Source organism: Devosia sp. J20-27, from assembly GCF_055808595.1.
Genome location: NZ_CM147875.1, coordinates 3,454,792 through 3,467,669 on the forward strand (window position 1 = coordinate 3,454,792; position 12,878 = coordinate 3,467,669).

12 protein-coding genes are annotated in these 12,878 nt (G+C 65.4%); 3 read left to right on the forward strand and 9 right to left on the reverse strand.

Features of this window, described 5'->3' with window-relative positions; all coding sequences use genetic code 11:
- The first annotated feature begins 61 nt into the window (after positions 1-61).
- Entirely contained in the window at positions 62-1,273 is a 1,212-nt protein-coding gene (locus AC0L4C_RS17125) for a hypothetical protein (RefSeq protein WP_473400921.1), read from the forward strand.
- Here the strand turns inward: AC0L4C_RS17125 and AC0L4C_RS17130 are convergent.
- The 3 genes from AC0L4C_RS17130 to guaB are packed head-to-tail and all read right to left on the reverse strand — an operon-like array spanning position 1,270 to position 4,186.
- Complete coding sequence (locus AC0L4C_RS17130; RefSeq protein WP_473400922.1) at positions 1,270-2,199, reverse strand: aldo/keto reductase; 930 nt, start codon at positions 2,197-2,199, stop codon at positions 1,270-1,272. The genes AC0L4C_RS17125 and AC0L4C_RS17130 overlap by 4 nt on opposite strands.
- A gap of 43 nt (positions 2,200-2,242) precedes the next feature.
- Positions 2,243-2,680 carry an MAPEG family protein gene (locus tag AC0L4C_RS17135; protein ID WP_473400923.1) on the reverse strand — a complete coding sequence of 146 codons (438 nt, stop codon included), beginning with the start codon at positions 2,678-2,680 and terminating at the stop codon, positions 2,243-2,245.
- Between the two features lie 3 nt (positions 2,681-2,683).
- Entirely contained in the window at positions 2,684-4,186 is a 1,503-nt protein-coding gene (gene guaB / locus AC0L4C_RS17140) for an IMP dehydrogenase (protein ID WP_473400924.1), read from the reverse strand.
- Positions 4,187-4,427: 241 nt separating this feature from the next.
- On the opposite strand from guaB, the gene AC0L4C_RS17145 reads away from it, so the two are divergent.
- Together AC0L4C_RS17145 and AC0L4C_RS17150 are read left to right on the forward strand one after the other, a co-directional pair.
- A complete protein-coding gene (locus tag AC0L4C_RS17145; protein ID WP_473400925.1) occupies positions 4,428-5,840 on the forward strand; it encodes an MFS transporter in 1,413 nt (470 codons plus the stop codon).
- Positions 5,837-7,243 carry an MFS transporter gene (locus AC0L4C_RS17150; protein WP_473400927.1) on the forward strand — a complete coding sequence of 469 codons (1,407 nt, stop codon included), beginning with the start codon at positions 5,837-5,839 and terminating at the stop codon, positions 7,241-7,243. Before AC0L4C_RS17145 ends, AC0L4C_RS17150 begins: the two co-directional genes overlap by 4 nt.
- Here AC0L4C_RS17150 and AC0L4C_RS17155 read toward each other — a convergent pair.
- The 6 genes from AC0L4C_RS17155 to AC0L4C_RS17180 form a co-directional block, all read right to left on the reverse strand.
- The gene (locus AC0L4C_RS17155) at positions 7,240-7,965 is read right to left on the reverse strand and encodes an RlmE family RNA methyltransferase (protein WP_473400929.1); all 726 of its coding nucleotides are present in this window, start codon (positions 7,963-7,965) and stop codon (positions 7,240-7,242) included. The genes AC0L4C_RS17150 and AC0L4C_RS17155 overlap by 4 nt on opposite strands.
- Positions 7,965-9,152 carry a Ppx/GppA phosphatase family protein gene (locus AC0L4C_RS17160; RefSeq protein WP_473400930.1) on the reverse strand — a complete coding sequence of 396 codons (1,188 nt, stop codon included), beginning with the start codon at positions 9,150-9,152 and terminating at the stop codon, positions 7,965-7,967. The genes AC0L4C_RS17155 and AC0L4C_RS17160 overlap by 1 nt, the downstream gene beginning before the upstream one ends.
- 155 nt (positions 9,153-9,307) lie before the next feature.
- On the reverse strand, positions 9,308-9,697 hold the full coding sequence (locus AC0L4C_RS17165; protein WP_473400931.1) for a DUF2147 domain-containing protein: 390 nt from the start codon (positions 9,695-9,697) through the stop codon (positions 9,308-9,310).
- A 100-nt stretch (positions 9,698-9,797) separates the two neighbouring features.
- Complete coding sequence (gene arsK, locus AC0L4C_RS17170; RefSeq protein ID WP_473400932.1) at positions 9,798-11,000, reverse strand: arsenite efflux MFS transporter ArsK; 1,203 nt, start codon at positions 10,998-11,000, stop codon at positions 9,798-9,800.
- A gap of 28 nt (positions 11,001-11,028) precedes the next feature.
- Entirely contained in the window at positions 11,029-12,429 is a 1,401-nt protein-coding gene (locus tag AC0L4C_RS17175; RefSeq protein WP_473400933.1) for an FAD-dependent oxidoreductase, read from the reverse strand.
- 33 nt (positions 12,430-12,462) lie between these two features.
- The gene (locus AC0L4C_RS17180) at positions 12,463-12,777 is read right to left on the reverse strand and encodes an ArsR/SmtB family transcription factor (protein ID WP_473400934.1); all 315 of its coding nucleotides are present in this window, start codon (positions 12,775-12,777) and stop codon (positions 12,463-12,465) included.
- Positions 12,778-12,878 lie beyond the last annotated feature (101 nt).

Genomic DNA, 12,878 nt, shown 5'->3' on the forward strand with positions numbered 1-12,878 from the left:
GGCACGCGGCCCCGCCGTTGCCAGTGTTAGCCGAAATCTGGACTGGGAAGACGAAATCGAGATGAGTGCAACGAGTTGGGTCCTGGTACTCGTCGCCGGGCTCCTTGCGGCGGTGCTGCTGCGCCCCGGATTTGCCAATGCGCCCACCTGGCGTGCAGTGGTCACACCGCTGGCGTCGATCATCGGTTCCGGTTTTCTGGTGGCCGGACCGATCCTGTCGGAGGCGGCAGGACGACTGGCGCCACTGGCGATGCTGGGACTGTGCGTGCTTGGCTACATGTTCGGGTCAGCTGTGCGGTTCAATATCGCCAATATCGAGCCGCTGATGCGGGGCGGCAAGCCGCCGGCGCGGGTTTATCTGCTCGAACGGGCGTCGAGCGTGGTCCTGGCCTTCGCCTATTTCATTTCCGTTGCCTACTATTTGAACCTGTTTTCGGCCTTTGGACTGCGGGCTGCCGGCATCATCGATCCGCTTGCGACCCGTGTGATGACGAGCGTTGTACTGCTGGCTCTGGCCGGAGTCGGGGCGAGCGGCGGCCTCAAGGCGTTCGAGGGCATCGAGAGCTGGGCAGTGGGGCTCAAACTTGCGGTCATCGGCGGGCTGCTGGCGGCATTGACGCTGGCCGGGATTGTTGCAGCATCGAACGGGAGCCTGACATGGCCGGAGGTGCCGCACGAACGCGGACTGACGGAGCTGCAGGTTGTGCTGGGTCTGGTGGTGCTGGTGCAGGGTTTCGAGACCTCGCGCTACCTCGGCGGCGAGCACAGCGCCGAGACCCGCATCCGGACGATGCGCTGGGCGCAGTGGATATCGACAGCGATCTACGTCGTGTTCCTGCTGCTTGCGGCGCCCTACTTCGGCTTCTCGCTGCCCGCCGAAGGCGGCGAGACAGCGATCATCGACATGCTTTTGCCGCTGGGTGTGGCCCTGGCGCCGGCCATCACACTGGCCGCGCTGGCCTCGCAGATGTCGGCGGCGGTGGCCGACCTGAACGGCGCGGGCGGGCTGCTGAGCGAATGGCCGGCACGATGGCTGACCGAAAAGACAGGCTATCTGCTGACCGCCGCGGCGGCACTGCTGCTGACCTGGACGTCCAATCTCTACGAGATCATCGTCTACGCCTCGAAGGCGTTCGTGCTCTATTACGGCCTGCAGGCGTTGCAGGCATTGCTGCAGGCGCAGCATGCGGGATGGCCCCGCAGGCTGCTGTTTGGCGGAAGCTGCGCGCTGGCAGTCCTGATCGTGCTGTTCGCCGTACCGGCGTCTGCCTAGGGCAGCTTGTGGCCGGCGGCGGTGAACAGGCGATACCATTCCGGACGGGTGAGCGTGACGCCGGCGCCGGCCGCACATTCCTTGACGCGGCCCGGATTGGTGGTGCCCAGGACGACCTGCATATCGGCTGGGTGACGGGTGATCCAGGCGACGGCAATACCGGTGGGCGTGACGCCGTGGGCGGCCGCGATCTCGTCGAGGGCGACGTTGAGTTCGGGATAGTTCTCGCGGTCGCCGACAAAGACCCCGTCGAACCAGCCCTTCTGGAAGGGTGACCAGGCCTGCAGGGTCATCTTGTTGATGCGCGAGTAGTTGAGCACGTCATTGTCACGCGACACCGACTGCTCGAGATGACCCATATTGGCGGCGACGCCCTGCGCCACGAGGTTGGCATGGGTGATCGAGAGTTGCATCTGATTGGCCACCAGCGGCTGCTTGACGGCGGTCTTGAGCAGGTCGATCTGTCCGGGCGTCTGGTTGGAGACACCGAAGTGACGCACCTTGCCCGAGGCATGGAGCTGCTCGAAAGCGGCGGCGACTTCCTCGGGTTCGACGAGAGCATCGGGGCGGTGCAGCAGCAGGACGTCGATATAGTCGGTCTTGAGCGCCTTCAGCGAGCCTTCGGCCCCTTCGATGATGTTCTCTTTCGAGAAGTCGAAATAGCCCTTGCGAATGCCGACCTTGGTCTGGATGAGCAGTTTGTCACGCTCGGCAGCCGATAGTGGCACAGCTTCGCCGAAGCGGCTTTCGCACAGGTGACGCTCGCCACCATAGACGTCGGCATGGTCGATCATGTTGATACCGGCGTCACGTGCGGTGTCGAACAGCGTGCGGATCTCCGCATCGGTCATGGTCTTGATGCGCATCAGTCCAAGGATAACGCTGGAAACGGTGACGCCAGTGCTGGCGAGCTCGTAAGTCTTCATCAGATCAAACTTTCAAATGGAGCGGGATGCGACCGGAAAGCGGTCAGCGCAGGCCCAGTGCGAGAGCTACGACCTGCACGATCAGTGCAAGCCAGTAGAATGTCAGTATGCCAAGCCCAACGGTATAGGTCCAGAAGCGGCGGATGACATTGTTGTCCGTTATATGGATCGCCGCGTGGACATAGCGACTGACGACGAAGGCCCAGGCCAGCAGCAGGCTGAGCCAGGATGCGCCGAGCAGCAGCGACAGGCCGGCCGCTGCAAAGAAGAGGACGGGCAGCTGGAACTGGTTGTCGAAGGCGTTGGAGACCTTCTTTTCCCGTTCCGGCCAGCCCTCACGGGCCAGCGCTATGTCGCGGATCCGGACTTCGCCTCGCATGATCATGGGAATGCGGACGAACCCGAGAAACCAGATCAGCCCTAGCGCCAGCGCCCCCTGGGCGAGAACGGCGGCGATCAGACCGACCGCAACGGCATTCATCGATCAGATGCCGCCGCGATAGTTCGGCGCCTCGCGGGTGATCGAGACGTCGTGCACGTGGCTTTCGGACAGCGCGGCGCCGGAAATCCTGACGAAGACCGAGTTGTCGCGGAAGTCCTGCAGATTGTGCGCACCGGTATAGCCCATGGCGGCACGGAGACCGCCGGCCAGCTGGTGGAGCACGGCGCCGGCCGATCCCTTGTAGGGCACCTGTCCCTCGATGCCCTCGGGGACGAGCTTCATCTGATCGCGGACGTCCTGCTGGAAGTAGCGGTCTGCCGAGCCGGAGCCCATGGCGCCAACCGAGCCCATGCCGCGGTAGGACTTATAGGAGCGTCCCTGGTACAGATAGACCTCGCCGGGGCTCTCGTCCGTGCCGGCCAGGAGCGAGCCGACCATCACGCAAGATGCGCCGCCGGCCAATGCCTTAGCCATATCGCCTGAGAATTTGATTCCGCCATCGGCGATGACCGGGACGCCCTGCTTGTCGGCCTCCTGAGCGCAAGCCATGACGGCGGCAAGCTGCGGCACGCCGACGCCGGCGACGATGCGCGTGGTGCAGATCGAACCCGGACCGATGCCGACCTTTACGGCGTCGGCGCCGGCGTCGATCAGCGCCCTGGTGGCCTCTGCCGTAGCGACGTTGCCGGCGACGATGCGGGTGGAATTGCTCTCGCGTTTGACCCGCTCGACTGCCTCGGCGACGCGCACGGAGTGCCCGTGCGCAGTGTCTATGACGAGCAGGTCGACGCCCGCCTCGATCAGGGCCAGCGAGCGCTCGAAGCCGGCATCGCCAACCGTCGACGCGGCGGCAACGCGTAGGCGGCCTTCGGCGTCCTTGACGGCGTTGGGGTTGAGCTGGGCCTTTTCGATGTCCTTGACGGTAATCAGGCCGACGCAACGATAGTCGTCGTCGACAACCAGCAGCTTTTCGATGCGGTGGCTGTGCAGGAGCCGCTTGGCTTCGTCCTTGGAAACACCGTCACGCACGGTGACGAGGTTCTCGTGCGTCATCAATTCGGCAATGCGCTGCGACGGGCTGGAGGCGAAGCGGACGTCGCGGTTGGTCAGGATGCCGACCAGCTTGCCAATCGCACGACCACCGATGCCACCGTTCTCCACCACGGGGATGCCGGAAATGCGGTTGAGCTGCATCAATGCGAGGGCATCGGCCAGAGTGGCGTCGGGGCCGATGGTGATCGGGTTGACCACCATGCCGCTTTCGAAGCTCTTGACCTGACGAACCTGCTCGGCCTGTTCGGCGGCGGTGAGGTTCTTGTGGATCACACCCATGCCGCCGGCCTGTGCCATGGCGATGGCCATAGCGCTCTCGGTCACCGTGTCCATGGCCGAGGAGAGGATCGGCAGGTTGAGCTCGATGTCCTTGGTGACGCGGCTGCGGATGTCGGTTTCGGTCGGCAGAATGTCGGACCGAGCGGGCTGCAGCAGCACGTCGTCGAAGGTGAGCGCGCTCTCGCCGGTGACAGTGGTAATGATCTTGGCCAAGGGGGATGCCCTTCCTTATGTCTTGCTCAGAAAACACGAAGCCCGCCGGGTAGTCAACTCGTCGCCCTCGGCGGGTTGGCGAGGGTGATTACCACCGGGCCGGGGGTTTGGAAAGCCGCCTGATGGGGATTTCTCTTTCTGCTGCGGGCCCGGCAATAAGACCTTTGGACCGACACCGAGGGGTGACGGCTTGCGCGGAGCGTGCGAAGATGAGGTCCATTTCCGCCTGCCCCCATTTCCAGTGAACCGTATTATTCCCCTCATCCTTGCGGTCGCCCTGTTCATGGAGAACATGGACTCGACCGTAATCGCGACGTCGCTGCCGGCGATCGCGAGCGACATCGGCGCGGAACCGATTTCGCTCAAGCTGGCGCTGACCTCCTATTTCGTGGCGCTCGCGATCTTCATTCCCCTGTCCGGGTGGATGGCGGACCGCTATGGGGCCAAGACGGTGTTTCGCCTGGCGATCCTGGTCTTCATGGCCGGTTCGATTTCCTGCGCCTTTGCCTTCTCGCTCGAGAGCTTCGTCGGCGCCCGCTTCCTGCAGGGCATGGGCGCCTCGATGATGACGCCGCTGGCCCGGCTGGTGCTGGTCCGCACGACGCCGCGTACCGAACTGGTGTCGGCGATGGCGTGGTTGACGGTGCCGGCGCTGATCGGGCCGCTGACCGGACCGCCGATCGGTGGCCTGCTGACGACGTATCTGAGCTGGCACTGGATCTTCTGGATCAACATTCCGATCGGGGTGGCCGGCATCATTCTCACCTCGATCTACCTGCCCGAGATCGAGGCGCGGACGCCGCGGCCCATCGATTTTCCGGGCTTCCTGATGGCCGGCATCGCCTTCGCAGGGATCATCTTCGGGCTTTCGGTCATCAGCCTGCCGGCCATTCCGCTGGTTGCCGGCTATGCCGCCGTGGGGATCGGCGTGGTCTCGGCCCTGCTCTACTGGCGACATACAAAGCGAACCGCCTTTCCGCTGCTCGACCCGCAATTGCTGATCAAGCACAGGATGTTCCGCGCCGCGATCCTGGGCGGCTCGGTGTTCCGCATCGGGGTGGGGGCGACGCCGTTCCTGTTGCCGCTGATGCTGCAGATTGCCTTCGGGTTGACGCCATTTGAAAGCGGCATGATCACCTTCATCGGCGCATTCGGGGCGATCATCAGCAAGTTCGGGGCGGAACGCATGTTCGCCCGTTTCGGCTTCCCGCGCGTGCTGGTGATCGCCAGCGTCGGTGCGTGCCTCGCTACCGGCAGCATAGGTCTCTTCGGCACGGAAACGCCCACGGTGGTTCTCTATGGCGTGCTGCTGACCATGGGTCTCATGCGCTCCATGTTTTTTACCGGCACCAATGCCCTGGGCTTTGCCGATGTCGACGAGCATGAGGCGAGCCAGGCGGCCGCGATCTCGGCGGTGAGCCAGCAACTGAGCGTCGCCATCGGGGTTGCGGTGGCGGGCGCGGCACTCGAGGTCAGCGCGCATTTCACCGGGGGCGAACTGACGCTGGGCGCCTTCCATTTCGCCTGGTTCGTCGTGGCCGGCGTATCGCTGCTCAGTGCGCTGTGGTTCTGGCGCTTGCCGCCCGATGCCGGCAGCGACGTCTCCGGCCACCAGATCAAACCCCTCTCCAAGCCGGCCGAACCCCTGCTATGACCGCCTCGCGCCTCACTCCGCTGATCCTTGCCGTCGCTCTGTTCATGGAGAACATGGACTCAACCGTGATCGCCACGTCGCTGGCGGCCATCGCCACCGATATCGGGACCGAACCCATTGCGCTCAAGCTGGCGCTGACATCCTACCTGGTGGCACTGGCCATCTTCATCCCGATCTCAAGCTGGATGGCCGACCGGTTCGGGGCGCGCAACATCTTCCGCTGGGCGATGATCGTGTTCATCATCGGATCGGTGGCCTGTGCGATCTCGGATTCCCTGCTGACCTTCGTGCTCAGCCGCTTCCTGCAAGGCATGGGAGGAGCACTGATGACGCCGGTGGCGCGACTGGTGCTTGTGCGCGTGACGCCTCGCAGCCAGCTGGTCGATGCCATGGCATGGCTCTCGATTCCCGGTCTGATCGGACCGATCCTCGGACCGCCCGTCGGCGGCGCCATCACCACGTTCTTTTCCTGGCACTGGATTTTCCTGATCAATGTGCCGATCGGCATCATGGGCGTGCTGCTGGTCAACCGCTACCTGCCCGAGTGGGAGCGCAATGCGCCGCGGCGCATGGATTTTCCAGGGTTCTTTCTCGCCGGAACGACATTTGCCGGCTGGGTATTCGGGATTTCCGTGTTGACCCTCCCTGCCCTGCCGGCCGCCTTCGGCTATGCGGCGCTGGCAACCGGCGTGGTCACAGCCGTGCTCTATTTCTGGCACTTCCGACGGACCGAATATCCGCTGCTGGATTTGCGGCTGTTCAGGTTCCCGCTCTTCCGGATCACCGTCGTGGCCGGGTTGTTCTTTCGGTTCGGCGTCGGCGCGACGCCCTTCCTCTTCCCGCTGATGCTGCAACTGGCATTTGGCCTGACACCGTTCGAGAGCGGCATGGTGACCTTTGCCGGTGCCGTGGGGGCGTTTGCTGCAAAGTTCGTGGCGGAACGCATCCTGCAGGTCACCGGCTTCCGGGCGACGCTGGTGTGGTCGACTATCGTGACAGCGGTGGGCATATTCGCGCAGGCCATGTACGCGCCGGATACGCCGATCCCGCTGATGTTTGCGATCCTCATCGTCGCGGGTTTTTTCCAGTCGATGTTCTGGACAGCGTCCAATGCCTTCGTCTTTGCCGATATCGACGATCAGGATGCCGGGCAGGCCAATGTGATCAGCCAGGTGAGCGTGCAGCTGTCGCTGGCCTTCGGCGTGGCCCTGGGTGGCGGCGTCCTCGAAGGGGCGCGCATCCTTGGAGGCCATGCGGAGCCGACGCTGGGTGATTTCCACGTCGCGTTCTGGGTCATCGGCGCGGTGCTGCTGATCTCTGCAGCCATGTTCATGCGTGTGCCCAAGACGGCCGGACAGAACATTTCAGGCCATGGACGGATCGCCGGAGGCGGCGGCCACTAGTCTTCGGACGGATCGGGAAGCTTGAAGCCGCGGGCGATCAGATAGGTTTCAGCGCTTTCCTGACGGCTGGCTTTGGGCTTGGCGTGCAGGGTGCTGGAAAAGTGCCGTTTCAGCATCGAGAGCAGTTCGTGCTCGGTGCCGCCCTGGAACACCTTGGCGATGAAGGTGCCGCCGGGGGCGAGGACATTGATGGCGAAGTCGGCTGCCAGTTCGACCAGGGTGATGATGCGGATGTGGTCGGTGGCGCGGTGACCGGTGGTCGGCGAGGCCATGTCGGACATGACGATGTCGACCTTGTGCCCGCCGAGCGCATCGATCAGGGCCTTGGGGGCATCATCGTCAGTGAAATCCTGCTGCAGGAAGACGACGCCGGAGATTTTGTCCATCTCGAGGAAATCGATGGCGGCGATCAACGGATTGGCGTCGGTCGAGCCGACCAGAGGCGCAGCGACCTGCGACCAGCCGCCCGGTGCGGCGCCAAGATCGACAATGCGCTGGCCCTTCTTGAAGATCTTGTAGCGCTCGTCGAGTTCCTTGATCTTGTAGGCGGCACGCGAGCGCAGCCCCTCGGCCTTGGCGCGCGCAACATAAGGATCGTTGAGCTGACGTTGCAGCCAGAGCGTCGAGCCGATCTTGCGACCCTTGGAGGTCTTGACCCTGACCTTGAGATCGCGGTCGGACCGGCGGCCCGCGCCGCCGCCCATATTGGTGGTCTTGACCATCAGCGGCCTCCGCGGCCGGAGCGGCCGCCGCGTTCGCCACGATCGGCGTCAATCAGTGAGATCAGGATGCCCTCGCGCAGGCCACGGTCGGCAACGCGAACCCGGTCGGTCGGCCATTCGCGGCGGATCGCCTCGAAAATGGCACAGCCCGGCAGGACCAGATCGGCGCGGTCGCGGCCGATGCAGGGATGGGAGACACGGCGGTCGAAGGTCATGCCGAGAAGGGCTTTGATGGTGGCGTCGAGCTCGCCGCGGGTCATCCAGAGGCCATCGACCTTCTGGCGCTCGTAGCGCTCGAGGCCGAGATGCAGGCCCGCAAGGGTAGTGACGGTGCCGGAGGTGCCGATGAGATGGACCGGGTGCTCGGCGATCATCTGCTTGAGCTTTTCGCGCCCGCGAAACTGCCGCAGATGGCCGGCGACGAAGTCCACCATGGCTTCGAAAGTCTCCGGTGTGACATCCACGCCACCGAACTTTTCGGCAATGGAAACAACGCCTACCGGCAAAGACTGCCAGGATCGGATGGAGGACGACATGCGGCCCTGGCGCTTGGGACGGCCGCCGCGAAAATCGAGCCATGCCAGTTCGGACGAGCCGCCGCCGATGTCGAACATCAGCGCGCCGGAGCTGGAGGAATCGATCAGGTCGGCGCAGCCGGTGACGGCAAGCGAGGCTTCGGTCTGGCGATCGACGATTTCCAGCGTCAGGCCGAGTTCGCGCTCGACGCGGTCGATGAATTCGATGCCGTTGCTGGCGGCGCGGCAGGCTTCGGTGGCGATCAGGCGCATGCGGGCGGGTTCGTGCTCGCGCAGCTTGTTGCGGCACTGGCGCAGGGCCTCGATGGTGCGGTCCATGGCAGCATCCGAGAGCTTGCCGGTAACCGAGAGACCCTCGCCGAGGCGGACGATGCGGGTGAAGCCGTCGAGGACGCGGAAGCTCTGCTCGTGCGGGCGGGCGATCAGCAACCGGCAGTTGTTGGTGCCAAGGTCGAGAGCCGCGTAAAGCGGGCCGCGCGAGCGGCGCGAGGCCGGATTCTGAGCGTTTTGCGTCCGCCTGTCCGTTCCGCCCTGATACGGGCGTTGGGGGCCCTTGGGCGTTTCCGGCGCAGGCGATGGCCCTGCCCCGTCACGGTGCTGCGACTCGGCAAGAAGGCCGGGCGCTGCGGCGGACCGATCTATGTCGGCCAACCTTGTCTCCAGTCTGCGCGGTCGCTCCAGGGGATAACCGAGGGCGCCCGGCGCAGTTTCATTACGTGTCGGAGGCAGGGTAGTGCACGGGGGCGTTCAGCGCAACGCCCGCTTTTCGCCGCAGAGCTGAACGTCAGATGAACGGCGTTCGGCGCCTACAGCCGGGTGAGTTCGAAGGACTGGCAGAAGATGCCCGAGCAGGAGTGAACCCGCATGGCATTGGCGGAGGTGACGGTGACCGTCGCCTCGTAAGTCTGCCCCTCATAGGTGAAGGTGCCGGCCCACTTGTTCTCGTCGACGGCGGCGCCGCGCACGATGGTCTTGTTGAGGAGTTTGACGTTCTCGGCGGTGCGGGCGTCGTCGCGCAGCCAGACGAGCTTGGCGCAGAGCTCTTCGCCCGAGTCGCCGCAGGGGGCGACGCGATAGCGCGACTCGCCGGTGGTGATTTCCCACTGACCGGAGGGGTTGATCTCGCCGGCAAAGGCCGGGGCAACGAGGAAGCCGCAGGTGAGGACGGCGGCAAAGGCTGCGTTCATGCACGTCATGCGGCGCTCCTGCCATCGGGCGAGATGGCGATGATCGTGGGACTGATAGAAACAAGGGCCTCAACGCAAGGTACCGTCGGCTCCGTGCAGTCCAACGAGCCTAGGGCGAAATGGTTCCGAGGGTTGGCTGCTGGCGGCAACGCCACCAGATGGCGGCAAAGCCGGCCGCACCGGAAAGGCCGATGGCGACGACGAGCCAGAGCGCGACCCGGGTCGAACTGATGCCGACCAGGAAGGCAAAGGCAAACGGGGCCAGTGCCGAGGCCACAAGGCGGGCAGAGCTGATCCAGCCCAGCTTCTGGCCATAGCCGCTGGTGCCGAAGAGCGCGAGCGGCAGCGCGCCGGAGACGATGCTGGAAAGCCCCGAGCCAAGGCCGAAGGCGATGGCGAAGAGAGCGGCGCCGGGCGGCCACGGGGCGGTGAGGGCGAGCGCCACAACGCCGAGCGGCAGGCAGAGCGCGCCGATGACGCCGAGGGCGGGCTGCGACAGGCCCTTGCCGAACTGCATGTTGGCGAGGCGGCTGAGGACCTGGGCCGGGCCGAAGAGCGTGGTCACCAGCACGGCCGAGGCACCGAGGCCCAAGGCACCGAGCATGGGCAGCATGTGCACGAGGATGACCGAGGTGACAAAGCCGATGACGGCGAAACCGAAAAGCATCAGCGCCAGCACCCTGCCCTCGTCGGCAGGCCGGACCAGAGGCACGGGCGCCAGGGAGCCGGTCACCGGCCGGACGCGCAGCAGGCGGCCGTGGCGGGCGATCCAGAGGTGGATCGGCAGGCAGAGGAGCAGGTTGAGAACGGCGAACACCAGATAGACCTCGCGCCAGCTCATCAGGTCGTTGAGGTAGCTGGTGAGCGGCCAGAAGATGGTCGAGGCAAAGCCGGCGATCAGGGTCAGGTAGGTGATGCGACGCTGGGCCGAACCCGGCTCCAGCTGGGCCAGGGCCGCGAAGGCCGTAGCATAGAGGACGAAGGCGGAGGCGATCTCGAGCGCGACCAGCCCGATGACGAAGACGACGACATGCGGCGCGACGGCGCAGATGACGAGCGCGGCGGCAGCCGCGACCGATCCCCAGGCCATCAGCCGGCCGGCACCAAGGCGGTCGGCCCAGCGGCCGGAGATCGGCGCCACAAGGCCGCCGACCAGCAGCGACCCGGAGAGCGCCGCAAAGATCCACTGCTCGGGCCAGCCGAAATCGAGCGCCATATCCGAAGCGAGGACGCCGAAGCTGTAGTAGAGCGAGCAGTAGCCAATGATCTGGCTGAGGCCGAGAGCCCAGACGACCCAAGCGGAGGATTTCACAAATGATGCTCCGGGAGGGAAGCTGCGGTCAGGCGAGCTCGTGCCGGGTTTCGGTGGCGGCAGAGCCGCAACCGCAGCCAGCCTCCCCCTCCGCCTTGGCGACCTCGTCGGCGGCGCAGCAGGAACTGACGCTGGAGGCGGGACCGCCACAGCAGCCAGCGCCGCTCGCCGCTGGCGAGATGCCGGTGCTGCAGACCCCGGTTTCGGGCAGGACGAGATGGATATCCCGGGCGGCGACGTGGTCGCCGGCAATCTCTGCGACGACCGAACGGGCCTGCTCATAGCCGGTGGCCATGAGGAAGGTCGGGGCGCGCCCGTAGGACTTGGCACCGACAATGTAGAAGCCGGGCTCGGGGTGAGTCAGTTCGACCACGCCATGCGGCGGCACCGTGCCACAGGAATGCAGATTGGGGTCGATGAGCGGCGATAGTGCCGGGGGCAACTCGGTGGCCGGGTCGATGGCGACGCGGAGCTCGGCGAGCATCTGCAGGTCCGGGCGGAAGCCGGTGGCCACGACGATCCGGTCGACGTCGAGGCTGATCGGCTCGGCGGCGAGAGTGCCGTGAACAGTGAGGCCGGTGGCCGGCTGCTCGATGCGGCTTGCAGCATACGGCGCGAGGATTTCGAGGCGACCGGCATCGATTGCGGCACGGGCAGCGAGGCCGAGGGCGCCGCGTTCGGGCAGTTGATCGTTGAGACCACCGCCGAGCAGGCGCTCGAGGCGGTTGCGCCGCAGGGCCCAGAGGATACGGGTGCCGGGAGCCTCGTCCTGCAGGGCGAGCAGGGCCAGCGCGGTATTGATGGCGGAGTGGCCACTGCCGACGATCAGGGTGGTGCGACCGGAATAGGTCTGCCGATCTGCACCGGCGACATCGGGAATGCCGTAGACGATGTGGCCGGCGGCCGCCCGTTCACCGGAAACCGGCAGGCCATCGACGCCTATCGGGTTGGGCTGCTGCCAGGTGCCGGAGGCATCGATAGCGGCGCGGACGAGCATGGCGTGCTCGCCATCGGCATCGGTCCAGCGCAGATCGAAGGGCGCCTGGTCGCGGCCAGGGCTGGTGACCTTGTCGAGCCCCTTGCGGGTGATGGCAGCGACGGTAGCGCCCAGGTGCAGGCCAGCCGCAATTGTGGGGAGCGCGGCGAGCGGCGTGAGGTAGGCTGCGACGATTTCGGCACCGGTGGGCAGCGCATCGTCGTCGGGCGCCTGCCAGCCGGCGGCGGACAGCAAGGTGCGGGCGGTGGGATCTATGTTGTGGCGCCAGGGCGAGAAGACCCGCACATGGCCCCAGTTGCTCATGGCGGCACCGACGGTGGGGCCGCGCTCGAAGATGACCGGCGCAATGCCGCGCGAAACAAGATGCGCGGCAGCGGCGAGGCCGACAGGCCCTGCCCCGATGACGGCAACGGGAAGCGTCGAGAGATCCATCAGTCATGTCCTTCCGGTGTTCGGGGGGGTGCGTCAGGCCACGGCTTCGTCGGTGGCGCAGCCGGCGTCGGCACAGCATTCGTCAGAGAGGTAGCCAATGAGGCTGTTCATGTTGGCGTAGTTGGCGCGGCAGATCAGCGTCGTCGCCTGCCGCTCCTGACTGACCAGTTCCACATCGATCAGCCGCCGCAGGTGGTGCGAGAGCGTCGAGGCGGCGATATCGAGCTTGAACTGCAGCTTGCCGACCGGAAGGCCACCTTCCCCACTGCGCACCAGCGCGCGGTAGAGGGCGAGGCGGGTCGGGTTGCCGAGGGCTTCGAGCTGGGCTGCTACTATTTCGAGTTCCATGGAAATAGCATACGCCCGCATTCGCGACTGTCAATGGTATTTCCATGATTGTCGAAATACACTGTCATGGAATGTTCACTTGCAGGTCAGGCATCATATCG